The organism is Pseudomonas sp. KBS0710 (assembly GCF_005938045.2).
Taxonomy (GTDB): Bacteria; Pseudomonadota; Gammaproteobacteria; order Pseudomonadales; family Pseudomonadaceae; genus Aquipseudomonas.
Window position 1 is genome coordinate 284033 of record NZ_VCCF02000001.1, and the last position, 24345, is coordinate 308377.

Here is a 24345-nt window from a genome sequence, read left to right on the forward strand (position 1 = left end):
GCGAGCAAGCCCGCTCCCACAGGGGATCTGCGTCAATATCCAAACAGTGCAATCACAATAATAAAGGGGCACACCACGTGACCACGCCAGACAACGGCTTTGCAGAGATCACCCATCGCGAACTGGGCCTGAGGCGCCAGCTCACTTCCGGCCAGATGAGCATGATTGCCATCGGTGGCGCCATCGGCACCGGGCTGTTCATGGGCAGCGCCTATGCCATCGGTTATGCCGGGCCGAGTGTGCTGGTGAGTTACGCCATCGGTGCGTTGATCACCTTGCTGTTGATGGGTTGCCTGGCGGAGATGACCGTGGCGCACTCCACCTCGGGCTCGTTCGGCGCCTATGCCGAGTTCTACATCAGTCCGCTGGCCGGTTTTCTGGTGCGTTATGCCTACTGGGCGGCGATTGTACTGGCGGTGGGCGCCGAGGTCACGGCGGTGGCGATGTACATGAAGTACTGGTTCGCCAACGTGCCGGAGTGGGTGTGGATCGTGTCGTTTTCCAGTGTGCTGATCCTGCTCAATGCCATCAGCGTGAAGACCTTCGGCAACTTCGAATACTGGTTCTCGACCATCAAGATCACGGCGATCGTCGGCTTCATCATCCTCGCGGTGTACGTGGTGTTCGGCTCCGGCAACCCTGACTATGGCGTGCAGAACTACACGGCCCACGACGGGTTTTTCCCCCATGGGTTGAGCGGCATGTGGATCGCGGTGATCGTGTCGATCTTCAGCTATCTGAGCGTAGAAATGATCGCCGTAGCCGCCGGTGAAGCCGCCGACCCGGAGCAGGCGGTGAAGAAAGCCTTTCGCGCCACCATCGTGCGGTTGGTGGTGTTTTACCTGCTGACGCTCGCGTTGATGCTGGCCATCGTGCCGTGGAACCAGGCTGGCCAGACCCAGAGCCCGTTTGTCACGGTGATGCAGACCATCGGTATTCCCGGTGCCACTGGGGTGATGAACTTCGTGATCCTGATTGCGGCGTTGTCGGCGATGAACAGCCAGCTCTATATCACCACACGCATGATGTTCAGCCTGTCGCGTGCAGGCTTTGCGCCCAGGTCCATGGGTGCCTTGAGCAAGAGCGGCATTCCGCTGAATGCGTTGCTGCTGTCCAGCTCCGGCATTGCCCTGGCGACCTTGCTGAACGTGGTGTACCCGGAAAGCTCGTTCACCTTGATGATGGCGATTTCGATGTTTGGCGCGATCTTCACCTGGTTCATGATCTTCCTCACGCACCTGTTTTTCCGCCGTTATCGCAAGCGCCATGGCGGGCCGAAGCTGTCGTTCCAGCTACGCTTGTTTCCCTACAGCACACTGCTGGGCCTGGTGCTGATGGGCGCGGTGATGATCACCACGTACTTCACCGAGGCGTTCAAGATGACGCTGGTGTTTGGCGTGCCGTTCCTGTTGATTCTGTCGGCGGTGTATTACGGGTTTTTCCGCAAGGGCAGGGCCAAGGCGTCGAACAAGGCTTTGGCGTAACCCGGCAACTGCTCGAAGGAGCGGGCGCATAACAGCAGCTTGCGACAGGCCCAGTCTTCGCTCAATGGTTGGGCCTTGATGCGGTTTTCCATTGGCCAGCGCTCCAGGGCGGCCTGGGGCACGATACCCAGGCCGGCGCCGCCGGCGACCATGCGGATCAACCCATCAAAACCCTCGGCGCGAATGCGCGTTTGCAGGCGAAACCCCGCGTGCAGCGCCTGTTCTTCCAGGTACACCGACAGTGCGCTGTGGGCGGTCAGGCCAACGTAATCGTATTGCAGGCTGTCGATGAAGTTAGCCGTCGCCAACGGATGATCGAGGGGCATGATCAGTACCAGCGGGTCATCGCGAAACGCCAGGGTCTGCAGGCCGTGGGTATCCACCGCATCGGAGATAATCCCCAGGTCTGCTGTGCCCTGGCGCAAGGCTTGGGTAATACGCAGGCTCGGCAGCTCTTGCAGGTCGATATCGAGGTTGGGGTGTTCGCGCAAAAAATCCGCCAGCAGCTCCGGCAGGTATTCGCTCAGAGCGGTGGTGTTGCACAGCAGGCGCACCTGGCCTTTGATGCCCTGGGCGTATTCGGCCAGGTCTTGTTGCAGGTGCTCGGCTTGTTGCAACAACAGGCGGGCGTGGCGGGCCAGGGCTTTGCCGGCGGGTGTTGGGGTGACGCCACGGCGGTTACGTTCGAGTAGCTCGATGCCCAGCGAGGCTTCCATCGCGCGGATGCGCGCGCTGGCCGCCGCCAGGGATAAATGGCTGCGCGCCGCGCCGGCGGTGATGTTGCCGGTGTCGAGGGTGTGCAGGTAGAGGCGCAGGTCGATCAGGTCAAAGTGCATGGCTGGGGGGTCTCGAGTGACTTCATTGGCCTCATCGCAGGCAAGCCAGCTCCCACATTTTGATTTGTGAACACATTCAAGTGTGGGAGCTGGCTTGCCTGCGATAGCTATTTCAGCCTCACACAAAACAAGAGGCTGCCTCAGTATATGGCGAATTTCCATAATCGCCTTAAGGCCACACAATCACCCCATGACTACCTTCCTGGCGTTCTACCAAAATCTCGGCCCCGCCTTGACCCTGCTGGTAATCGGCACCTTCCTGCTGGCCGGCACGGTCAAAGGCGTGATCGGCCTGGGCCTGCCCACCGTGGCCATGGGCATGCTCGGCCTGGCTATGCTTCCAGCGCAGGCTGCGGCATTGCTGATCATCCCTTCAACCGTCACCAACCTCTGGCAACTGGCCTTCGGCGGCCACTTGAGCGCCTTGCTCAAACGCCTGTGGCCAATGCTGCTGCTGATTGTCCTCGGCACCGGGCTCGGCACCTTGTGGCTGGGCATGGACGGCGGGCACTGGGTGGTTCGCGCGTTGGGCGGCGCTTTGCTGGTGTATGCGTTGAGTGGGTTGTTCTTGCCGACCTTCAAGGTGAAGCCTCAAACGGAGCGCTGGCTTGGCCCGTTGTGCGGGCTGATCACCGGCCTTATCACGTCGGCTACGGGTGTGTTCGTGATTCCGGCCGTGCCCTATCTGCAAGCCCTGGGTTTGAACCGCGATCAGTTGGTGCAGGCGCTGGGGCTGGCGTTCACCGCTTCTACGCTGGCGTTGGCCGCTGCGCTGACTTGGCGTGGCACCTTGGGCGGTGGCGAAGTCAGCGCTTCGTTGCTGGCGCTGGTGCCTGCGTTGCTGGGGATGTGGCTGGGCCAGGTGTTACGCCAGCGCATCAGTGCGGTGCTGTTTAGGCGAGTGTTTTTTATCGGCATGGCGCTGCTGGGCAGTCATCTGTTGATTGGCGGTTGAAGCAATAGTTGGCTTGTAATTCGTGCGTTTTAGTCAAATGTATTTTGCCGCATTGCCGCTTATTCCAAGGGTTGAATGTCGATAGCCTGCCGGCATCCATTTTCAACCCCTTTGGAATCCCTCCGATGAAAAAAGTCCTCCTGCTCAACGGCGGCAAAAAATTCGCCCACTCTGACGGCCGCTATAACACCACCTTGCACGACGCCGCCGTGGCCGTGCTCGACCGTGCCGGTATCGACGTCAAAGTCACCCATATCGACGAAGGCTACGACGTGGCCGAAGAAGTCGCCAAGTTTCTCTGGGCCGATGTGATCATCTACCAAATGCCCGGCTGGTGGATGGGCGCGCCGTGGATCGTCAAGAAGTACGTCGACGAAGTCTTCACCGAAGGACACGGCAGCTTGTATGCCAGCGACGGCCGCACCCGTTCCGATGCGTCGCAGAAATACGGCAGCGGCGGCCTGATCCAGGGCAAGCAGTACATGCTGTCGCTGACCTGGAACGCACCGCAGCAAGCCTTCGACGACCCTACCGACTTCTTCGAAGCCAAAGGCGTGGACGCTGTGTACTTCCCGTTCCACAAGGCCAACGAGTTCCTCGGCATGACCGGCCTGCCGACCTTCCTGTGTGTGGACGTGATGAAACGCCCAGCCATCGAGGCCGACGTGGCACGCTACGAGCAGCATCTGGCGCAGGTGTTCAATTTCTCGGTGTAAGCTGCCAGCAACCGATAAAGAGGACAGCCTGTGAAAGCCCGATCCGATGAGCTACAGATCTTCGTCAGCGTGATTGAGTGCGGCTCGATTTCGGCGGCCGCGGAGCAGGTCGGGCAAACGCCGTCGGCGGTCAGCCGCACCTTGTCGCGCCTGGAAGCCAAGCTCGACACCACGTTGATCAACCGCACCACGCGGCGCATGGACCTGACCGAAGAGGGCAAGTATTTTTTCGAACAGGCCAAGGTGATCCTGGCGCAGATGGACGAGCTGGAAGAGCGCTTGTCGTCGCGCCAGAAGAACCCGTCCGGGCGCCTGCGCATCAATGCGGCCGTGCCGTTCATGCTGCATGGGATCGTGCCGTACATTGCCGAGTTTCGCAGTCTCTACCCGGATATCCAGCTGGAGCTGAACAGCGACGACCTGATCATCGACCTGCTGGAGCAAAGCACCGACATTGCCATCCGTATCGGCGCCCTGGCCGACTCGACCTTGCATGCGCGCTCACTGGGTTGCACGCCGCTGCACATCCTCGCCAGCCCCGACTACCTCAAGCAGTTCGGCACGCCGAAAACGGTGGCCGAGTTGGTCGACCATACGCTGCTGGGCTTTACCCAGACCGAAACCCTCAACCACTGGCCGCTGCGCCACGTGGAAGGCGACCGCTGGCTGATCCAGCCAAGCATTGCCGCTTCCAGCGGTGAAACCGTGCGCCAGTTGGCGCTGGAAGGGCAGGGCATTTGCTGCCTGTCGAACTTCATGACCATTGCCGACATCGACGCCGGGCGCCTGGTGCCGGTGCTGGAAGCCTTTAACAGCGGCTATCGCCAGCCGATCCACGCGGTGTTCTACCGTAACTCGCAGTTGGCGCTGCGCATCCAGTGCTTCCTGGACTTCATTCAAACCAAGCTTGCGCGGTATGCCTGCTGATTCGTGACCTGCGCGCAAGATTGAATTGGGCAACATGGGCTTATTCGGCCGGAATGAGTCCTTGATACTGGGCCCATCACTTACCCAGTCAGGAGCAACCTCCATGAACGTATTCGTCACCGGCGCAGCAGGTTTTATCGGCGGCTCCATCGCCACCGGTCTGGTCAAGGCCGGCCACACCGTCACCGGCCTGGTGCGCAGCGCCGAGCAAGCGGCTGAAATGACCGCCCTGGGCATCACGCCCGTGATCGGCACACTGGATGACGCCGCCGTGTTGACCGCGCAGGCTTCTAAAGCTGATGCGGTGATCAATGCCGCGAGCAGCGACCATCGTGCTGCCGTCGAAACTCTGCTGGCCGCCCTGGAAGGGTCGAACAAGCCGTTCCTGCACACCAGCGGTTCGAGCATTGTCGGTGATGCGTCGGGTGGTAAAGCCAGCGGTGTCATCTACCTTGAAGACAACTTGCCGGAGCCGACCGTCGACAAGGCCGCGCGCGTGGCCATCGACAACCTGATCCTGGCAGCGGCCAAAGACGGCGTGAACTCGGCAGTCATCTGCAATACCTTGATCTACGGCCACAGCCTGGGTGTGAAACGTGACAGCGTGCAATTGCCGCGACTGCTCAAGCAAGCGCGCAAAAGTGGTGTGGTAAGGCATGTGGGCACTGGCCAGAACATCTGGTCCAATGTGCACATTGAAGACGTGGTAGCCCTGTATCTGCTGGCGCTTACCAAGAACGTCCCGGGCACCTTCTACTTTGTGGAAAGCAGCGAAGCGGCGTTTGTCGACATGACCACCGCGATTGCCCAAGCGCTGAACCTGGGTGAGCCGCAGGATTGGCCATTGGCTGAGGCTGAGGCCGAGTGGGGCTATGAAATGGCCAACTATGGCCTGGGTTCCAACAGCCGGGTGCGTGGCAAACATGCGCGTGAGTTGCTGGGCTGGGCGCCGAAGCGTACGTCGGTGGTAGAGTGGATTCGCAACGAGATGGTGTGATGGCTTAGCACTGCGGCGCGCCCTTCGCGAGCAAGCCCGCTCCCACATTTGACTGCATTCCAAAGCTGGAACGCGGTTAGTGTGGGAGCGGGCTTGCTCGCGAAGGGCGCCACTCGGTCTACCTGACTGACACTTCACTGGCCCCACCCGCCGCAATTCCGTACCATCCCCCGCCATATCCCTCGCTATTCCCTGGTACCTCATGAACCTCACCCGTCTGCGCGCCGATGCCCTGGCCGGCCTCACCACGTCTTTCGCGCTGCTGCCCGAATGCATCGCCTTTGCCCTGGTGGCTCACCTCAACCCGCTGATGGGCCTCTACGGCGCCTTTATCATCTGCACGCTCACGGCCTTGTTCGGCGGCCGGCCGGGCATGGTCTCGGGCGCGGCGGGTTCGATGGCGGTGGTGATCGTGGCGCTGGTGGTGCAACACGGCGTGGAATATTTGCTCGCGACGGTGCTGCTGGGCGGGCTGATCATGGTCGCGTTCGGCCTGTTACGCCTGGGCAAACTGGTGCGCATGGTGCCGCACTCGGTGATGCTCGGGTTCGTCAACGGCCTGGCGATCATCATTGCGCTGGCGCAATTGGAGCATTTCAAAAGCGGTGAAACCTGGCTGAGCGGCACGCCGTTGTACGTGATGGCCGGGCTGGTGGCGGCCACCATGGCGATTGTCTACCTGCTGCCACGCCTGACCCGCGCCGTGCCGCCCGCGCTGGTGGCGATTTTGGGTGTGGGCCTTGCGGTGTACTTGTTGGGCTTGCCAACCCGTACGTTGGGCGACATGGCCCACATCGCCGGCGGCCTGCCGACCTTCGCGTTGCCGCAGATTCCCTGGACCCTGGAAACCCTCGGCATCATCGCGCCTTACGCGTTCCTGATGGCCATGGTCGGCCTCTTGGAAACCCTGCTGACCCTGAACCTCACCGACGAAATCACCGAAACCCGTGGCTACCCCGACCGCGAAAGCGTGGCCCTGGGCGCGGCGAATATGGTCTCGGGTCTGTTTGGCGGCATGGGCGGTTGCGCGATGATCGGGCAAACCGTGATCAACTTAAGCTCCGGCGGGCGCGGGCGTTTCTCCGGGGTGTTTGCCGGGGTGATGATCCTGTTGTTTATTCTGTTTCTGTCGCCGTTGATCGAGCGCATTCCGCTGGCAGCGCTGGTGGGGGTGATGTTTGTAGTGTCCCAGCAGACCTTCGCCTGGGCGTCGCTGCGGGTGATCAACAAGGTGCCGGTCAACGACGTGCTGGTGATTATTGCGGTAACGGTGATTACCGTGTTCACCGACCTGGCCACTGCCGTGCTGTGCGGCATCGTGATTGCGGCGCTGAACTTCGCCTGGCAACAGGCCCGTGAGCTGTATGCCGATGAGCATCTGGAAGCCGACGGCAGCAAGCTGTATCGCCTGCACGGCACGTTGTTCTTTGCCTCGACCACGCCGTTTTTGAACCAGTTCGACCCGGCCAACGACCCGGCCGAGGTGACGCTCGATTGCCGTCACCTGAGCTTTGTCGACTACTCGGCGATTGCCGCGTTGATGACCCTGCGCGAGCGCTATACCAAGGCCGGCAAGCACTTGCGGGTGCTGCATTTGTCGGAGCGCTGCAAGAAGCTGCTCAAGCGCGCCCGCGTGCATCACGACTGATTACAGCGGCAGCATATTTTCCAGTTCCTGGGCGCGGGTCTGGGTCATGTCCAACATGCAGCCGATGCCGTTGACCTGATCGATGGTGCCGCCAGTCGCGGAGCCGATAAAGCCGCAGTTGGCGTCCCGGTACTTGATCCACAGGCGCTGCACGTCTTGCAGTTGCTGCTTTTGTTTGCCTTCCTGAAGTGCAAGGACGGCTTTGTAGGCCTTGTTCAGGCGCGCATCCTGGATCTTGGCTTCGGTGGCGTTGCAGGCAACCATATCCGCCGTGGTGTTGGCGCCGTCCATGCATTTTTTCAGCGCCGGGCTGTCATCGGCCGAGGCGCCGCCGCAAAAGGCCAGCAGCAGTGCGCTGGCGGCGAAAGGAACAAGCAGGGTCTTGCGCTTCATTCTTGGTTTTCCTGGTTGTGAATAGGCCTGTCATCTGAGACTCGACCCTGGTAGCTGAGTTTCCGCACGCAAAAAACTTCATGTAAGAACACCCCCCGAACTTTCATCGACTGGCGTTGGGCATGTCCCAAAGCGACAACGCTTATCCGTGGGCGAAAATTACTTTCATAAAAATTGAAAATTAAACCCGGTAATGATTTATGAGTTTCACAACCAATTCGACGTGACCCTTTCCAAGGAGTACCGCATGGCCGCACCACTGGGCTTTGGGCTGTTGGCATACGCTGCCATCGCCATCATTGCATTGATCGTGCTGATTGCACGTTACCGACTCAACCCGTTTATCGTCATCACGCTGGTGTCTATCGGCCTGGCCTTGATGGCCGGCATGCCGGCGGACACCATCATGGGCTCGTATGAGGCGGGCGTTGGCAAGACCCTTGGGCATATCGCCCTGGTGGTGGCGCTGGGCACCATGCTGGGCAAGATGATGGCCGAGTCCGGTGGCGCCGAGCAGGTGGCACGCACGCTGATCAACCGTTTCGGCGAGCGCAACGCGCACTGGGCGATGGTGTGTATCGCGTTCCTGGTAGGGCTGCCGCTGTTTTTCGAGGTCGGTTTTGTGTTGCTGGTGCCGATCGCCTTTACCGTGGCGCGGCGTGTGGGCGTGTCGATCCTGATGGTCGGCTTGCCGATGGTCGCCGGCCTGTCGGTGGTACACGCGCTGGTGCCGCCGCATCCAGCGGCAATGATGGCGGTGCTGGCCTATAACGCCTCGGTGGGGCAGACGGTGCTGTACGCAATCTTGATCGGCATTCCTACGGCGATCATCGCCGGCCCCGTGTACGCCAAGTTCATCGTGCCGCGTATCCACCTGCCGGCGGAAAACCCACTGGAACGCCAGTTTATCGAGCGCGAGCCGCGTACCCGCTTGCCAAGTTTCGCCCTGACCATGGGCACCATCCTGCTTCCGGTGGTGCTGATGATGATCGGCGGTTGGGCCAATGTGATTTCCACTCCCGGCACTGGCTTCAACCAATTCCTGCTGTTTATCGGCAACTCGGTGATCGCGCTGCTGGTCGCCACGCTGGTGAGTTTCTGGACCTTGGGTTTGGCCCAAGGCTTCAATCGCGAAGCGATCCTCAAGTTCACCAATGAATGCCTGGCGCCGACCGCCAGCATCACCTTGCTGGTGGGCGCGGGCGGCGGCTTGAACCGCATCCTGGTGGACGCGGGCGTGACCAATGAGATTCTTGGCCTGGCGCATGCCTTCCACCTGTCGCCGCTGGTGATGGGCTGGCTGTTTGCCGCGCTGATGCGCATCGCTACCGGCTCGGCCACTGTGGCGATGACCACCGCCTCCGGTGTGGTCGCGCCCGTTGCCTTGGGCCTGGGTTATCCACACCCTGAACTGCTGGTGCTGGCGACCGGTGCGGGCTCGGTAATCTTTTCCCACGTCAACGACGGCGGCTTCTGGCTGATCAAGGAATACTTCAATATGACGGTGATCCAGACATTCAAGACCTGGACCGTGTTGGAGACTTTGATTTCGGTGGTCGCGTTCGGTCTCACCTATGGCCTGTCTCTTGTTTTATAAGCCTTGTTTTATAAGCCTCATTTTGTAACCCGGAGCCGTCATGGACATCCTCTACCAGATCCGCGCCCGCCAGGACTCGTTCAGCGCCGGTGAAGGCCGTATCGCCAAGCTGATGCTCGATGACGTGGGCTTTGCGGCGTCGGCCAGCCTGGAAGCGTTGTCGCAACGGGCCGAGGTCAGCACGGCAACCTTGTCGCGTTTTGCCCGCAGCGTCGGCTGCCGTGATTTACGTGATTTGCGCCTGCAATTGGCCCAGGCCAGTGGCGTGGGCAGTCGTTTTCTGGACCCGGCCGGGTTGCCGGAACAGTCGGCGTTTCACCGGCAGATTCTGGGGGATATCGAAGCGACGTTGCGTCAGCACCTGTCGGGGTTCAACCAGGCCAGTTTTGTTGATGCGGTCAGCCTGTTGGGCAAGGCGCGGATGATTCACGCGTTCGGCATGGGCGGCCCATCGAGCCTGTGCAGCGACGAATTGCAGGTGCGCCTGGTACGCCTGGGTTACCCGATTGCCGCCAGCCACGATCCGGTGATGATGCGGGTCACGGCGGCCACGTTAGGCCCGGAGCAGGCGCTGATCGTGTGCTCGCTCACCGGGCTGACGCCAGAACTGTTGGACGTGGTGAAGCTTGCGCGTAGCTACGATGCGCCCATCATCGCCATCACCCTGGCCGACTCACCCCTGGCCGAGTTGGCGGACGTCCTGCTGCCGCTGCAACCGGCCGAAACCAGTTTTATCTACAAGCCCACCGCGGCGCGCTACGGCATGCTGTTGGCCATCGACCTGCTCGCCACCGAACTGGCGCTGGCCCTGCCGGACGACAACCAGGAACGCCTGCGCCGGATCAAGCTGGCCCTGGATGATTATCGCGGCGGCCCTGACAGCCTGCCGCTTGGAGACTGATATGAAGTACGACACGCTGATCCGCCAGGCGCTGATCATTGATGGCAGCAACACGCCGGGCTATGTCGCCGATGTGGGGCTGCGCGCCGGGCGCATCGAGACGATCGGCGATTTGTCGGGCGCAACCGGCGAGCATGAAATCGACGCCGATGGCCGTGTGCTGGCGCCGGGTTTTATCGACGTGCACACCCACGATGACACGGTGGTGATCCGCCATCCGCAGATGCTGCCCAAGCTCAGCCAGGGCGTGACCACGGTGATTGTCGGCAACTGCGGCATCAGCGCCTCGCCGGTGAGTTTACGTAGCGATCCGCCGGACCCGATGAACCTTTTGGGTACGCGTGAGGCGTTCGCCTATCCACGGTTTGCCGACTATCGTGCGGCAGTGGAAAGCGCCCATCCGGCAGTCAACGTTGCCGCATTGATCGGCCACACCGCCTTGCGCAGCAACCATATGGACGACCTGCACCGCACCGCCACGCCCAGCGAAATTACCGCCATGCGCGTGCAGTTGCAGGAGAGCCTGCAGGCGGGTGCCCTCGGTTTATCCACAGGCCTGGCCTACGCCAGTGCGTTTAATGCCGATACCGACGAAGTGCTGCAGCTCAGTGAAGAACTCACGGCGTTTGGTGCGGTGTACACCACGCATTTGCGCAGCGAATTCGAACCGGTGCTGGAGGCGATGGACGAGGCGTTTCTGATTGGCCGACATGCGCAGGTACCGGTGATCATTTCCCACCTCAAGTGTGCCGGTGCGGGCAATTGGGGGCGCAGTCCGCAACTGTTGGCATCGTTGGAACTGGCCGCGAAAACCCATCGGGTCGGGTGTGATTGCTATCCCTATGCCGCCAGCTCGTCGACGCTGGATTTGAAGCAGGTCACCGACGCGTTTCGTATCACTATCACTTGGTCAACACCGCACCCGGAGGTCGGCGGGCGCGACTTACAGGACATCGCGGCGCAGTGGGATGTTTCGCTGATGGATGCGGCACGGCGCCTGCAACCGGCAGGGGCGGTGTACTACGGGATGGATGAGACGGATGTGCGGCGTATTCTTGCGCATCCGTTATCGATGGTGGGGTCGGATGGTTTGCCGGAAGACCCATTTCCCCATCCACGTCTGTGGGGCGCGTTTCCACGGGTGCTGGGGCACTTCAGCCGTGACGTGGGGTTGTTTCCACTGCACACGGCGGTGCACAAGATGACCGGGTTGTCGGCGGCGCGTTTTGGACTGGCCGAGCGCGGGGAAATTCGTGAAGGGCACTGGGCCGACCTGGTGTTGTTCGACCCGTTGCGCGTGCGTGATGTGGCGGATTTCAAAGAACCGCAACGCGCCGCCGAGGGCATTGATGGCGTGTGGGTTAATGGCGTGCTGAGCTACAGCGATGGGCAGGCCAATGGTCAGCGGCCGGGGCTGTTCCTCGCGCGCAATGGGGATTTGCGTGGCGGGTTTTCGTCTCTATAGTGGGCGCATTCATACACGGAGCGGTTGCCATGCACTTAGGAAAAGTCACCCCGATTTTGCGGATATTCGACGAGGCTAAGGCGTTGGAGTTCTACGTCGACTTCCTGGGGTTCAAGGTTGATTGGCAGCACCGTTTCGAGGCGAATTTCCCGTTGTATCTACAGGTGTCGTTGGGTGAATGCGTGCTGCATTTGTCCGAGCACCATGGCGATGCTTCGCCGGGCTCGGCGGTGCGGATTCTGGCGCAAGGCGTGGACGGCTACCAGCAGCAGTTGCTGGCCAAGGAGTACCGGTATGCCAAACCTGGGGTTGAAGAAACGCCTTGGGGCTCGCGGGAGATGAGCATCAAGGACCCGTTTGGGAATCGGCTGGTGTTTGTTGAGGAAGGTGAGGGCTGAAGGGTAAATTGCAGGCAATAAAAAACCGCCTTAGTAGGGCGGTTTTTTATTGCAAACCAGTTTGCGACTGGGTTGCTATCCAAAAGACGCAATCGACCCGCAGCCAGATACTACCGCCGGTCATGTCGTCACGCAAGACGGAACGGTCGCCGGCATGGATACTTTAGGTGTTTTTCTCTGCCCGATTTGGCTGCAAAAGCTTGCAATGAATCTATCGGTCGATACTGGATATTTAACCACTGTTCGACACACCTTAGACGGGAATGTTGGTTAGGATCTTCCCCGTTCTGCGTTTGGTGCTTTTTAGGTGCGCCGGGTATGCGCGCGAATTCTGGACCGACCGCCACGGGCTAGTAATCCGTGCCGGATTGATGCGGAAGGACCATTAGCCCGGCCGCCTCAAAAGGCGCAATCGACCCGCGTCTGAAGGCTCAGGTGTTCCGGTAAGTGCGCTGGAGGTAAGGCCCAACTCAAGGAGGGCCGAGTATGTCCAAGTTTGCACGACGTACGTGGAACCTCGTAGTGAATGCCCTGCGTGTTTATCACGTATGGGTATTCCTGCGGGACAGCTTCGATGACCTTTAAGGTCTGAGAAGTGGAGCCGCCTCGGCTTGAACCGAGGCGGCTTTTTGGTTTTGGCGTTTTGGGTTATTACACCCGGAAATGACTGACCATCTGCTGCAACTGGCTACCCAAACGCGCCAGTTCCACGCTCGACTTGGCCGTCTCATCGCTCGCAGTAGCCGTCTGCTCCGACACATCGCGCACGTTCACAATGCTGCGGCTGATCTCTTCAGCCACGGCGCTCTGCTGCTCGGCGGCCGCTGCAATCTGCTGGTTCATCGACTGGATATTCGACACGGTACGGGTGATGTTTTCCAGCGATACACCGGCCTTGCGCGTCAGCTCGACGCTGCTGTCGGTAAGGCTGCGGCTGTTGTTCATCACCGTGGCCACTTGCTGGGTGCCGTTCTGCAAACCGGCGACCAGGCCTTCGATTTCCTCGGTGGATTTTTGTGTGCGCTGGGCCAGGCCACGCACTTCGTCAGCCACCACGGCAAAGCCACGACCGGCTTCACCGGCACGCGCCGCCTCAATCGCCGCGTTGAGCGCCAACAGGTTGGTCTGCTCGGCCACGGCCTTGATCACGTCCATCACGCTGCCGATCTTGTTGCTCTCTTGCTGCAGGTGCGTCATGGCGTCGGTAGAGCGCGCCACTTCGGCGGCCAGGCGTTCGATCTGGGCGATGGCCTCGGCCACCACTTTGTCACCGGCGCGGGCTTGGCCATCGGCATCGGCGGCGGCCAGGGATGCTTGCTCGGCGTTGCGCGCGACTTCCTGCACGGTGGCAGTCATTTCATGCATCGCGGTGGCGACTTGATCGGTCTCGATCTTCTGGCTGTTCACGCCGGCACTGGTCTGCTCGGTCACGGCCGAGAGTTCTTCGGCGGCGCTGGCGATTTGGGTTACGCCGTCGCGAATGCCGCTGATCAGTTCGCGCAGGGTGGTGCCCATGCGCTGGATACCTTGCTGCAATACACCGAGTTCATCGCGGCGGGTCATCTGGATGTTGTGGCTCAGGTCACCGGAAGCGATGCGTTCCACCACGGCCAGGGTGTCCTGGATCGGGCGGGTGATCTGGCGGGTGATCACCAGCGCCGCGATGATGCCGACCAGCAACGCCAACAAGGTGCTGATTAATTGCAGGCTGCGGGCCTGGGTGCTTTCTGCGTCACGGCGGTCGAGTTGAATGTCGTAAAGCTTGTCGCTGATGGTGACGATATCGGCACCTTGGGTGGTCATTTCGGCGCGTGCAGTGACGATATTGGCGTTGGCGGCCTTGTAGCTCTGTACGGCGCTGCGATAGGCACCGAGTGCGGTTTCCAGCGCGGTCAGTGCGCTTTGTTGGCTGGTGCCAAACGCGGTGCTCAGGTTTTTCAAACCAGCGACGGCTTTTTCGATTTGTGCAGCGGCGCGGGCTTCGGTTTCTGCACTGGGGGAGTTGGTGTAGCCACGCACTTCATAGCGCGCCAGTTGGAACTCTTCCTTGGCGTGCGACACGGCCTGGTACTGGGCGAAACGCTCCGGGCTGTCGGACGCTTGCTGCACGCTGGCTTCGAGTGCGTCGATCTGCCCGTTGGCGATGTCGGCCTTGTCGCCCATCACTTGGCGCGCGGCGTTGCCGTTACGGTAGGCCTCACGCATTTTGTTCAGCGACTGCTGGTAGGCCGTGATGACGGCTTTCTGCTCGGTGAGCAGCTTGAGGTTTTCCGGGCTCTTGAAGCTGTCCAGCAGTTTCTGTTGCTGGGCAGTGAAGGCGTCGAGGCTGGTTTGGACGTTCTGTGCCACGGCTTCGTCGCCATTGGCGAGCATGTATTGCAGGCGCACGATGCGCAGCTTGGTCAGGGACGCGTTGAGCTGGGTGATGTCGCTCATCCAGTTGCTACGGTCGATCAAGCCGCCCAGGCTGGTCCAGCCGGTCAGGGCCAGGATCGAGGTGAGGACCAGCACCAGGCCAAAGCCCAGGCCGAGTTTGAGGTTGACGCTGATGTTGCCGAACCAGCTATTCATCGAATGCTCCGCAAGAATGATGTGTGTCTGCTGGACGGTGTTGTTGTTTGAGCCAGCCAAAGTTTGTACGGGGGTATCGGCGGCAGGCGATGATTCTGAAATACATTTCTTACGGGTGCGACGAAGGGTCGCCATTGCCTGGCAGCAACGGCGGCCCAGCAGGCTTACAGAGCGGTAGCGGGCACCACGGTCAATCTGAGGCAAGACGCAGCGCCCGCGCTCAGGTGCACAGTGTTGCGTGCCACCCTTGAATGGTGGGCCTGGCCAGAAGGCTCACCACTGTTGGGGTTGACGTCAAACCTCGGGAAGTTGCTGCTTGCAATATCCAGGCGCAGTCGATGGCCGCGCTTGAACAGGTTGCAGGTGGCGAAGGGTTCGATCGTGACCTTCACCCGTTTACCCGGTGTCAGCGCCGTCGGCTGCTCCCAGGAGTCTCGATAGCGACAACGGCGGATGCCATCGGTGATGTTCATCGCAAAACCATCGGGGTAGTCGGCACTGGGCGGGTACAGGTCAATCAGCTTGGCGGTGAAGTCGGTGTCGGGTGCATCGCTGTCTATCCATAACTCGATCTGTACATCACCTGCGACGATCAAGTCTTCAATGAGCGGCTCGGTATGGAAGCTCAGCACATCTTTGCGCTCGCTCAGCGGGCGGTTGTCGCCACGGGTGCCGAAGAAGTCGGCACGCTCACGTTGGTCGAAAGCGCCGCCGACGAAAATGGGAGCGCCGGAGGTCAGCGCGCCGCCGAGGGTCGGGACCGGACAGGCCGGGTCGGCAAGGTAGCTCAAGCACGCGTCGGTATTTTCTGGTGCCGTGCTGCTCAGTTGCCCTTGAGCCGTCAAGTAGAGCGTCTGCACCTGGCTGCCAGGCAGCGGCCATTGCGTCGATTGCAACCAGCGTCCGCCATGTTGCAGTCGGCCGTTGGGGTCACGTTGGCCGCTGCCGCCGCCCATAAGAAATACCTGCACGCTGGCTTTTGGCGCGTGAGGCGAGGGTTTGAGCGATTGTTCGAACCACGCCAGGCGACAGCTCAGCCAGTTCTGATCGACCTGGCCGTCGAATGCTGCCTGCGGCCCGAACTCGACGTCGCCGCTGTGGCTGATGTTGCGGTCGCCGTGCAGCCATGGGCCCATCACCAGCCGCTGGTGGGCCGAGGTGTTCTGCCTGAAGGCGCTGTAGTTGGCGAGGGTGGAGCTGACATAGGCGTCATACCAGCTGGACATGAACAGCACCGGGATGTCGGGCAGTTGCCGATAGTAGCCCTCGGCATAGATGCCGGACGTGCGCCAATACTCACTGAACGTGCCCTGTGCCCACTGCTCCAGCACGTAGGTCTCGTATTCCGGCACATGGCGCAAAGGTGACTGGCCGGGTTGCCAGGGCATGCGCGTAAACCAACGATGGATATCTTCCTGCTCCAGCGCTTGGCGAACCTGTGGGTCGGCCAGGGCTGTCGGGCTTTCCTTGGCCTGGCGAAAGGCCCAGGTGGCCTGCTTGAGTTCGAACGCGCCACCCTGGCGGATCCCGCACTGGTAGGCGTTGGCGAAACCGCCGCTGTCGAGCACCATGCTGCTCAAACCCGGCGGGTGCAGGCAGGCCATCGCCAACTGGGTATGGGCTGCGTAAGACAGGCCCATGCTGCCGATCTTGCCGTTGCACCACGGCTGGCGGACGATCCAGGCAAGCGTGTCGAAACCGTCTTCGCCCTCGGCGGTGTATTTGGTAAACACGCCTTCAGACGCATAGCGGCCCCGGCAGTCCTGAAAGATGGCGACAAAGCCTTGGTCGGTAAAGCGTGCCGCCATCTGTTCTCGGGAGATGTGCTGGCCGTCGAGTTGTTTTTCCGATCGAGAGGGTTTGCTCTTGTCGTAGGGCGTGCGTTCAATGACCACCGGGAAAGGGCCGCAGCTGCCTGTCGGCAAATAGATATCGGTGGCCAGGTGGATGCCGTCACGCATCGGGATCATGTGGTTGTGCAGGGTTTGCATGGGGAAAACACTCATCGACTCAGTACCCGCTCGTGACCGCGATGGCCAGCAACACCATCGCCAGTACGGCGTAGATCAGAAACAGCGGCAGGATGTAGCGTGCCCATTGGCCCCAACCGACATTGGCGGTGGCCAGTAACACCAGCAGGCCACTGGAGGTTGGGGTGATCATGTTGGTCAGGCCATTGCCCATCAGAAACGCGAATACAGTGGTCTGCGGGCTCACGCCGGAGAGTTGGCCCAGCGGGCCGAAGATTGGCATGGTCACCGCCGCCTGGCCCGAGGTGGACGGGATCAACACGTCCAGCCCCAGTTGCGCGAAGAACATGCCGTAGGCCGACACAATCGGGCCGTGGTCGCCGACCAGGTTGGCCAGGGTGTTGACGATGGTGTCGAGCACTTGGCCGGTACTGAGGATGATCTCCACGGCGGTGGCCAGGCCGATCAGTACGCCGGCAATCAGCACCTTCTTCATGCCATCGACAAAGGCACTGGCGGCGACACTCGCACCTAGCCCGGCTATCACACTGAACGCCACCGTCAGCAACAGGTAAAACGCCGACAGCTCATGGTATTTCCAGGCCCAGCGGTTGGAGGCGTAGACCAGAAAACCGATGCCGCTCAGCAGCACAATAAGGTTGATCAAATGGCGCGTGGGCAAGGGTTTATGTTCGAAGGTAATCTGCGTTGTCGCATCGAAACCGTGCTTGCGGATACTCCACAGCACGAAGGTAATCCCCACCAGCAGGAAGCTGCAGTAAGCCAGTACGCGCATGCTTAAACCGCTGAATATCGGCAGCCCGACCATCGGCTGAGCGACGGACAGCGCCACGGGGTTGGAGATTGAGGCGAGGTAGCCGATCTTCACCGAGATCGTGACGATAGCCAGCCCGATCAGGTTCGACAGCCCCAGCCGGTTGGCCATGGCGACCATCAGCGGCACGATCAGAATAAATTCCTTGGCCAGGCCCATGAACGTGCTGCCCGCCGAGAACACCAGCATCAGGCTCGGCACCAGCACGTAGATGTTGCCGCGGGTCAGGCCCAGTAAACGCTCCAGTCCGGCGTCGATCACCCCGGCCTTGTTCAGTACGCCAAACATGCCGCCGATGAACAGCACCATGAAGATCAGCGCTGCACGTTTCTCGATGCCTTGGGGGATGGCCATGAAGCCTTCGACCAGCGACACCGGCCGGGCCACAGTATCGCCGGCCTTGCGTGGCTCCAGCGCGAACAATTGGCCCAGGCTGTCGTGTTTCTCCAGCACCTGATAAGAGCCGGGTACGACCAGCCCGTTCTGGCGCTCGAACTTGCCCGAGTTCACCGCGTAGGTGAAGGCCACGGCGAGCAAGACGATGCTCAGCAGGATGATGGCCGGGTTGATCTGTTTGCGTTGCGTGGGTTTTTCCACCGCCGCCGCTGTGGAGAAATGCTGTGATTCGCTCATGCTGGCTGCCCCGGCGTTTGCCGTTGTTGTTATGGGGGAGTGACGCGTGTGGAGCGGACACTAGGGCAAAGTTTTGGCGGCGACAACGTTATGCGCAGGGTGGGTCGGGCTATGCGTTTTGTGCGTTCAAGCGCTGCTTGAGGTGCTCGGCAAACGCCGTGACCACTTGTGGGCGTGGCTCATTGGTGCGATAGGCCAGGCCGAAAGCGTAAGGCAGTGCAGGGCGAAAAGGCCGGGTCACGATCGGCAGGTGCAGGAAGTGGCTGGCGAGCAAACCGTTGACGATTGACACTCCCAGGCCTTCGGCGACAAAGCTGCACGCCGCGCCTACCGAATGCACCTCGACCCGCACTTGCGGCGTGAGGTTGGCCGCGCGAAACACCTGGTTCAACTCAGCCCGTAAAGCCCGTTGTCGGCCCAGCATCACCAACGGCACATTGCGCAAGTGCTGCACCTCGATACAGGCGTGGCGAGTCAGTGGGTGGTCGGCGGGCATCACGCACACGCCTTCGGTTTGCAGCACGGGCTCGATGTCGAAGTCGGGAATTTCCGTCGGCAGGCGCACAAAACCCAGGTCGGCGGACCGGTCGAGTACGGCGCGCTCGATCATGTCGTAAGAGCCGGTCAGCAACTCCACCACGATGTCGTCATGGCTCTTGAGAAACTCCGCGACGATCCGTGGCAAAAGCTCTTGGGTCATGCTGGTGGGTACCCCGACCTTGAGCAGACTTTTGCGCGAGCGGCCCACGCGCATCTCGTCGGCCAGGCGTTGGATACGCTGCATGCCGTCTACCAGGCCAGCGACCTCGGTCAGTAACTCTTCCGCTTCTGCAGTGGCCATCAGGCGACCTTTTTTGCGCAGAAACAACACGAAACCCAACGCCTCTTCCAGCTGACTCAACAGACGGCTGACGGCCGATTGCGACAGGCCCATGCGGGTTGCTGCGCCGATGGTCGAACCGGTGGACATGATCGCCTTGAAGGCTTCGAGCTGCTTGAGATTCACCGTGATTTTCCTGTCGGTTGCGAGGGCCTGGCGGTGCTTTGCGCATAGCCTGATGCGCATCTCGCATAACGTTGTGGGGCTTTCGACGAGCCGTTAGTGTCCGCTCCAACGCGAGGTGCCGTCCAGTGTGTCGCGCGGTGGAATTGCCCATAAAAAAAGACAATAAGGCATAGAGGAAGCAGCGATGTGTAAACGTTTCAATCGAGGCAAAATGGCGTCGGCGTGCCTGTTGGCCAGTGTGTCGCCCGTACTCCTGGCCCAGAGTTTCTGGGAGGACTCAAAGGGTCGCCTGACCTTGCGTAATTTCTACTTCAACGACGATTACCGCGACGGCGGCGAGGATCGCAAAGAGTGGGCACAAGGTTTTTTACTCAACCTGCAGTCAGGCTATACCGACGGCACGCTAGGGTTTGGCCTGGACGCGTTGGGGCTGGCGGGGCTGCGGCTCGACTCCAGCCCCACTCACGCCGGCACGGGTTTATTGCCGGTGCATGACGATGGCCATGCCGCCAGTGAATTCTCCAGCCTGGGCGTCACTGCAAAGATGCGTTGGGGCGATGCCGTGGTGAAAACCGGCACCTTGCTGCCGAAGATTCCGGTGCTGGTGCACAACGATGGACGCCTGCTGCCGCAGACTTTTCAAGGCACTCAAGTGGAGTACAGCGGTATTCGCGACCTCTACCTGCACGCCGGGCACCTGGATAAGTTCAAGCAGCGAAACTCCACCGACAGCGTGGCTATCTATCCCCAGGGCTACAGCGGCAAACGGGGCAGTGATTTCGATTTCGCCGGCGCGTCCTATGCCTTCACGCCGCAACTGCGCGGCACTTGGTATTACGGCGAAATGCGAGAGTTCTATCGCCAGCAGTTTTTTGGCCTTGTGCATAACCAGCCGGTGGGTAAAGGCACGCTGACCAGTGATTTGCGTTATTTCATCAGCAGCGATGCGGGTGAGGCGCGCAACGGCAAAGTCGACAGCGACATGTTCAGCGGGTTGTTCACCTACCGCCTGGGGGCACAGGCGCTGGGCGTCGGTTATCAGAAGGTCAATGGCGACACTGCGCTGCCTTATGCCAGTGTCTCGACGGTGTATTCCTTCACTAACGCCGGAGTGGGCAAGTTCATCCAGGCTGGTGAGCGAACCTGGATGCTGCGCTATGACTATGATTTTGAAGCCGTGCTGCCGGGCCTGAGTTTCATGACCCGCTATTACAAAGGGCAGAACGGTGATTACAGAGGGCGTGAGGCGCGGGAGTGGGAGTCGGACACTAACCTGCGCTATGTCATCCAGAACAGTACCTTCAAAGGCTTGGGCGTGGAGTTGCGCAAAGCGACCTATCGTTCCACCTACGCCAGCGACCGCGATAACTATCGGCTGTATCTGACCTACGACCTGGCGCTTTGGTAGTAGGGCAGGGGGCTGATCAGAGGCGGGGCTTGTGTGCTAGTCTGCGGGCCCTTTTAGTTTTGGATGACACGGGAAACCGTGCTGTCCTACAGCGGAGCCTCTTCATGTCCGAAGTTAATCTGTCCACCGACGAAACCCGCGTCAGCTACGGTATCGGCCGTCAGTTGGGCGACCAACTGCGCGACAACCCGCCACCGGGCGTGAGCATCGACGCCATCCTGGCCGGCCTGACTGACGCGTTCGACGGCAAACTGAGCCGCGTTGACCAAGAGCAAATGACGGCCAGCTTCAAAGTGATCCGTGAAATCATGCAAGCCGAAGCGGCTGCCAAGGCAGAAGCGGCTGCTGGCGCCGGCCTGGCGTTCCTGGCTGAAAACGCCAAGCGTGATGGCATCACCACCCTGGCTTCCGGCCTGCAATTTGAAGTGCTGACTGCAGGTAGCGGCGCCAAGCCGAGCCGTGAAGACCAAGTGCGTACTCACTACCACGGCACCCTGATCGACGGCACTGTGTTTGACAGCTCCTACGAGCGCGGCGAGCCTGCAGAATTCCCGGTGGGCGGCGTGATCGCCGGTTGGACCGAAGCCCTGCAACTGATGAATGCCGGCAGCAAATGGCGCCTGTACGTGCCGAGCGAACTGGCTTACGGCGCTCAAGGCGTTGGCAGCATTCCGCCGCACAGCGTTCTGGTGTTCGACGTTGAGCTGCTCGACGTTCTGTAATATCCGCTGAGCTCTATGGGTGTTGGGCTTGTGTGGGAGCGGGCTTGCTCGCGAATGCGGTAGTTCAGATACACATTCAGTGACTGACACACCGCTTTCGCGAGCAAGCCCGCTCCCACATAAAGCCCGCACCTGCGGATTCTGCGTGATGGTTCATGGATGAAACTTGCCATGAAGCTCTGTCGCCGGGCGCAACGCTCGGGCATAGCAAAACAGGAACAAGTTACGCACCACCTCTTTCAGCACGCCGGGTTCACTGGAACTCAGGCCGTTCACGTCCAGGTCGCCCTGGTCCTGCAGTTCGCTCAAGGCTTCTTCTTCCAGTACCGCGCAGACTTCGCCGGTTTCCCGATGCAGGATCCGCAGGTAAGGGTGTGGGCGGTCCAGCCAGGCATCTATCAAATAAGTCATGGTGGTTCTCCTTGATAAGTTTCAATGAGAATAATTCTTATTCGTAGAATAGCAAGTGCCTATTGGCGGTTTCCTGGTTTTTCTGTGTGGATATTGAGACAGGTCAGCAGGGAGGGCAAAACGCCACCCCGCGGCGGGCGCGGGATGGATGCAGCAGGTTCAGACTTTGCGCACGAACTCGGACTTGAGTTTCATCGGGCCGATACCGTCGATCTTGCAATCGATATCGTGATCGCCGTCGCACAGGCGGATGTTCTTGACCTTGGTGCCGACCTTGACCACCAGGGACGTGCCCTTGACCTTGAGGTCCTTGATCACGGTGATGGTGTCGCCGTCTTGCAGGACATTGCCCACAGAGTCTTTCTTCACGGTTTCGTCGCCCGCCACTTCGGCCTCGCCATTGGCGGACCACTCGTGGGCGCATTCCGGGCAGATCAGCTGGGCGCCGTCTTCGTAGGTGTATTCGGAATTGCATTTCGGGCAGGGTGGCAACGTGCTCACTAAAGCTCCTTGAGAGTCAGGATGGCTAAAAGTCGCACATTATATAGGGTTTTGTGGTTGTAGCGGGGCTGCGAGTTGCTAATGGGGTCTAAATGTGGGAGCGGGCTTGCTCCCACATAAGCCAGCTCTGCTAGTGCGTGCGGGCTACCGCAAACTCGCTCAGCTCAACCAGGGCATCCCGGTATTCGCTGGCTGGCAGGGCTTCCAGGCACTGGATGGCACGGGCCACGTAGTCACGCGCCAGCTGTGCGGTGTATTCCAGCGAACCCGAGGCTTCTACCGCTGCACGGATAGCTTCGAGGTCTTCGATCCCGCCTTTCTGGATCGCCTTGCGCACCAGGGCGGCCTGTTCCGGCGTGCCTTCGCGCATGGTGTAGATCAGCGGCAGGGTTGGCTTGCCCTCGGCCAGGTCGTCACCGACGTTCTTGCCCAGTGTTTCAGCGTCGCCACGGTAGTCGAGCAGGTCGTCCACCAGTTGGAAGGCCACGCCCAGGTGATCACCAAAGGTGCGCAGGGCTTCGGCCTGTTCGGCCGTTGCGCCACACAGGGCGGCGGCGCTGTGGGTCGAGGCTTCGAAGAGCATCGCGGTTTTGCCGCGAATCACTTCCATGTAGGTTTCTTCAGTGGTGCTGGCGTCGCGGACCTTCGACAGTTGCAACACTTCGCCTTCGGCGATGATGCGCGTGGCTTGTGAAAGAATCTTCATCACCGGCATCGAGCCCAGTTCGACCATCATTTCGAACGAGCGCGAATACAGGAAGTCACCTACCAGTACGCTGGGGGCGTTGCCCCACATCGCATTGGCCGTCTCGCGGCCACGGCGCATGCCGGACATGTCGACCACGTCGTCATGCAGCAGGGTGGCGGTGTGCAGGAATTCGATAGTGGCGGCCAGCAGGCGCAGGTCATCGCCTTCGCGGCCCAGGGCCTTGCCACACAGCAACACTAATAAAGGACGCAGGCGTTTACCGCCCGCCGACGTAATGTAGTCGCCAATTTTGGAGACCAGCGGCACTTTAGACGTCAGCTGCTGCTTGATGATGCCGTCGACGGCGCTAAAATCGTCCGCGACCGCGCGGTAGAAAGCTTGGGGTTGCATCAGCGACAGTCGCTCCAGAAGGGTTGCGCGGCATGCTAGGACCCTGACCCCGCAGTGTCAAGGCGCGATAGACGGCCACTTGCAAGGCATCTACAGCTTGCGTACAATCGCGCACCCTGAACTTCCTGGGCAGCACCTGCCTTACGCAATTGCATTCGGGACGTCCATCCCATGCAGCCATGCCAGCCAATACCTTTTCTTATAAAGCGCTGGGTGAGCAGGATTATCGGAGAAATACCATGTCGTACGCAGTAATTGTTACTGGTGGCAAGCAATACAAGGTCGCCCCAGGTGAATACCTGAAGATCGAAAAACTGGAAGTCGCTACTGGCGAATCCGTTACCTTTGATCGCGTTCTGTTGGTCGCTAATGGCGATGACGTGAACATCGGCGCTCCAGTTGTTGCTGGCGCTACCGTTGTGGCTGAAGTGATCTCCCAAGGTCGTCACGATAAAGTCCGCATCATCAAGTTCCGTCGTCGTAAGCACCACATGAAGCGTATGGGCCACCGCCAGTGGTACACCGAGATCAAAATCACCGGTATTCAGGCTTAATTTCAGCCTAATTCCTCACTAGGAGAATTGACTCATGGCACACAAAAAAGCTGGTGGTAGTACCCGTAACGGTCGCGACTCAGAAGCCAAACGCCTTGGCGTTAAGATGTATGGCGGCCAGAAAATCATTCCGGGCAACATCATCGTGCGTCAGCGCGGCACCCAATTCCACGCCGGTTACGGTGTTGGCATGGGTAAAGATCACACCCTCTTCGCTAAAATCGAAGGCGTGATCAAGTTTGAAGTAAAAGGCGCGTTCAACCGCCGTTACGTGAGCGTTGTCGCCGCTTAATTGCGCGATCGCTGGAAAAGCCCTGT

At 60.3% G+C, this 24345-nt stretch carries 23 protein-coding genes and 1 pseudogene; 14 read left to right on the forward strand and 10 right to left on the reverse strand.

Annotated elements, in window-relative coordinates:
- Positions 1-77 precede the first annotated feature (77 nt).
- Positions 78-1484, forward strand: a complete 1407-nt coding sequence (locus FFI16_RS01295; protein ID WP_138813861.1) for an amino acid permease — start codon at positions 78-80, stop codon at positions 1482-1484.
- Here FFI16_RS01295 and FFI16_RS01300 read toward each other — a convergent pair.
- Positions 1430-2320, reverse strand: a complete 891-nt coding sequence (locus tag FFI16_RS01300; RefSeq protein WP_138813862.1) for a LysR substrate-binding domain-containing protein — start codon at positions 2318-2320, stop codon at positions 1430-1432. The genes FFI16_RS01295 and FFI16_RS01300 overlap by 55 nt on opposite strands.
- A gap of 190 nt (positions 2321-2510) precedes the next feature.
- Here FFI16_RS01300 and FFI16_RS01305 point away from each other — a divergent pair, with 190 nt between their 5' ends.
- The 5 genes from FFI16_RS01305 (at position 2511) to FFI16_RS01325 (ending at position 7563) form a co-directional block, all read left to right on the forward strand.
- Positions 2511-3275 carry a sulfite exporter TauE/SafE family protein gene (locus FFI16_RS01305; RefSeq protein WP_138813863.1) on the forward strand — a complete coding sequence of 255 codons (765 nt, stop codon included), beginning with the start codon at positions 2511-2513 and terminating at the stop codon, positions 3273-3275.
- Positions 3276-3400: 125 nt separating this feature from the next.
- Positions 3401-3991 (forward strand): NAD(P)H-dependent oxidoreductase, encoded by a 591-nt coding sequence (locus FFI16_RS01310; RefSeq protein WP_138813864.1) that lies wholly within the window; start codon positions 3401-3403, stop codon positions 3989-3991.
- Positions 3992-4021: 30 nt separating this feature from the next.
- Positions 4022-4918 (forward strand): LysR family transcriptional regulator, encoded by an 897-nt coding sequence (locus FFI16_RS01315; RefSeq protein WP_138813865.1) that lies wholly within the window; start codon positions 4022-4024, stop codon positions 4916-4918.
- 103 nt (positions 4919-5021) lie between these two features.
- On the forward strand, positions 5022-5915 hold the full coding sequence (locus FFI16_RS01320) for an NAD-dependent epimerase/dehydratase family protein (protein WP_138813866.1): 894 nt from the start codon (positions 5022-5024) through the stop codon (positions 5913-5915).
- Positions 5916-6117: 202 nt separating this feature from the next.
- Positions 6118-7563 (forward strand): SulP family inorganic anion transporter, encoded by a 1446-nt coding sequence (locus FFI16_RS01325; RefSeq protein ID WP_138813867.1) that lies wholly within the window; start codon positions 6118-6120, stop codon positions 7561-7563.
- Here the strand turns inward: FFI16_RS01325 and FFI16_RS01330 are convergent, their stop codons facing one another.
- A complete protein-coding gene (locus FFI16_RS01330) occupies positions 7564-7956 on the reverse strand; it encodes a lysozyme inhibitor LprI family protein (protein WP_138813868.1) in 393 nt (130 codons plus the stop codon).
- Positions 7957-8203: 247 nt separating this feature from the next.
- On the opposite strand from FFI16_RS01330, the gene FFI16_RS01335 reads away from it, so the two are divergent.
- From FFI16_RS01335 to FFI16_RS01350, 4 genes are read left to right on the forward strand one after another with little or no spacing between them, the layout of a single operon-like run.
- Positions 8204-9553 (forward strand): gluconate:H+ symporter, encoded by a 1350-nt coding sequence (locus FFI16_RS01335; protein ID WP_256666221.1) that lies wholly within the window; start codon positions 8204-8206, stop codon positions 9551-9553.
- A gap of 40 nt (positions 9554-9593) precedes the next feature.
- Positions 9594-10454, forward strand: a complete 861-nt coding sequence (locus tag FFI16_RS01340; RefSeq protein ID WP_017137948.1) for a MurR/RpiR family transcriptional regulator — start codon at positions 9594-9596, stop codon at positions 10452-10454.
- A 1-nt stretch (position 10455) separates the two neighbouring features.
- Positions 10456-11919, forward strand: coding sequence for an amidohydrolase family protein (locus tag FFI16_RS01345; protein ID WP_138813870.1), 1464 nt, complete (start codon positions 10456-10458; stop codon positions 11917-11919).
- Positions 11920-11948: 29 nt separating this feature from the next.
- On the forward strand, positions 11949-12317 hold the full coding sequence (locus FFI16_RS01350) for a glyoxalase superfamily protein (RefSeq protein ID WP_138813871.1): 369 nt from the start codon (positions 11949-11951) through the stop codon (positions 12315-12317).
- 651 nt (positions 12318-12968) lie between these two features.
- Here the strand turns inward: FFI16_RS01350 and FFI16_RS30805 are convergent.
- The 5 genes and pseudogenes from FFI16_RS30805 to FFI16_RS01370 form a co-directional block, all read right to left on the reverse strand.
- Positions 12969-13880 (reverse strand): methyl-accepting chemotaxis protein, encoded by a 912-nt coding sequence (locus FFI16_RS30805; RefSeq protein ID WP_371923614.1) that lies wholly within the window; start codon positions 13878-13880, stop codon positions 12969-12971.
- Positions 13872-15023: pseudogene (locus tag FFI16_RS30810) on the reverse strand (methyl-accepting chemotaxis protein); the annotation flags it as partial. The pseudogene FFI16_RS30810 and the gene FFI16_RS30805, both read right to left, overlap by 9 nt.
- A gap of 29 nt (positions 15024-15052) precedes the next feature.
- Positions 15053-16879 carry a CocE/NonD family hydrolase gene (locus FFI16_RS01360; protein WP_138815342.1) on the reverse strand — a complete coding sequence of 609 codons (1827 nt, stop codon included), beginning with the start codon at positions 16877-16879 and terminating at the stop codon, positions 15053-15055.
- A 19-nt stretch (positions 16880-16898) separates the two neighbouring features.
- Positions 16899-18326 carry a YfcC family protein gene (locus FFI16_RS01365; RefSeq protein WP_138813873.1) on the reverse strand — a complete coding sequence of 476 codons (1428 nt, stop codon included), beginning with the start codon at positions 18324-18326 and terminating at the stop codon, positions 16899-16901.
- A 109-nt stretch (positions 18327-18435) separates the two neighbouring features.
- Positions 18436-19332 carry a LysR family transcriptional regulator gene (locus FFI16_RS01370; protein ID WP_138451937.1) on the reverse strand — a complete coding sequence of 299 codons (897 nt, stop codon included), beginning with the start codon at positions 19330-19332 and terminating at the stop codon, positions 18436-18438.
- A gap of 211 nt (positions 19333-19543) precedes the next feature.
- On the opposite strand from FFI16_RS01370, the gene FFI16_RS01375 reads away from it, so the two are divergent.
- Together FFI16_RS01375 and FFI16_RS01380 are read left to right on the forward strand one after the other, a co-directional pair.
- Positions 19544-20740, forward strand: a complete 1197-nt coding sequence (locus FFI16_RS01375) for an OprD family porin (RefSeq protein ID WP_138815343.1) — start codon at positions 19544-19546, stop codon at positions 20738-20740.
- Between the two features lie 104 nt (positions 20741-20844).
- Positions 20845-21462 (forward strand): FKBP-type peptidyl-prolyl cis-trans isomerase, encoded by a 618-nt coding sequence (locus FFI16_RS01380; protein ID WP_138813874.1) that lies wholly within the window; start codon positions 20845-20847, stop codon positions 21460-21462.
- Between the two features lie 153 nt (positions 21463-21615).
- Here FFI16_RS01380 and FFI16_RS01385 read toward each other — a convergent pair whose 3' ends face one another.
- The 3 genes from FFI16_RS01385 to FFI16_RS01395 form a co-directional block, all read right to left on the reverse strand.
- Entirely contained in the window at positions 21616-21873 is a 258-nt protein-coding gene (locus FFI16_RS01385; protein ID WP_138813875.1) for a hypothetical protein, read from the reverse strand.
- 159 nt (positions 21874-22032) lie between these two features.
- Complete coding sequence (locus tag FFI16_RS01390; RefSeq protein ID WP_003230858.1) at positions 22033-22374, reverse strand: zinc ribbon domain-containing protein YjdM; 342 nt, start codon at positions 22372-22374, stop codon at positions 22033-22035.
- Between the two features lie 130 nt (positions 22375-22504).
- Positions 22505-23473, reverse strand: coding sequence for a polyprenyl synthetase family protein (locus FFI16_RS01395; protein WP_015372944.1), 969 nt, complete (start codon positions 23471-23473; stop codon positions 22505-22507).
- Between the two features lie 239 nt (positions 23474-23712).
- On the opposite strand from FFI16_RS01395, the gene rplU reads away from it, so the two are divergent.
- Positions 23713-24027: a 50S ribosomal protein L21 gene (gene rplU, locus FFI16_RS01400; RefSeq protein WP_007950961.1), complete on the forward strand. Its 315-nt coding sequence runs from the start codon at positions 23713-23715 to the stop codon at positions 24025-24027.
- Positions 24028-24061: 34 nt separating this feature from the next.
- The gene (rpmA, locus tag FFI16_RS01405; RefSeq protein WP_003176049.1) at positions 24062-24319 is read left to right on the forward strand and encodes a 50S ribosomal protein L27; all 258 of its coding nucleotides are present in this window, start codon (positions 24062-24064) and stop codon (positions 24317-24319) included.
- Positions 24320-24345: the final 26 nt, after the last annotated feature.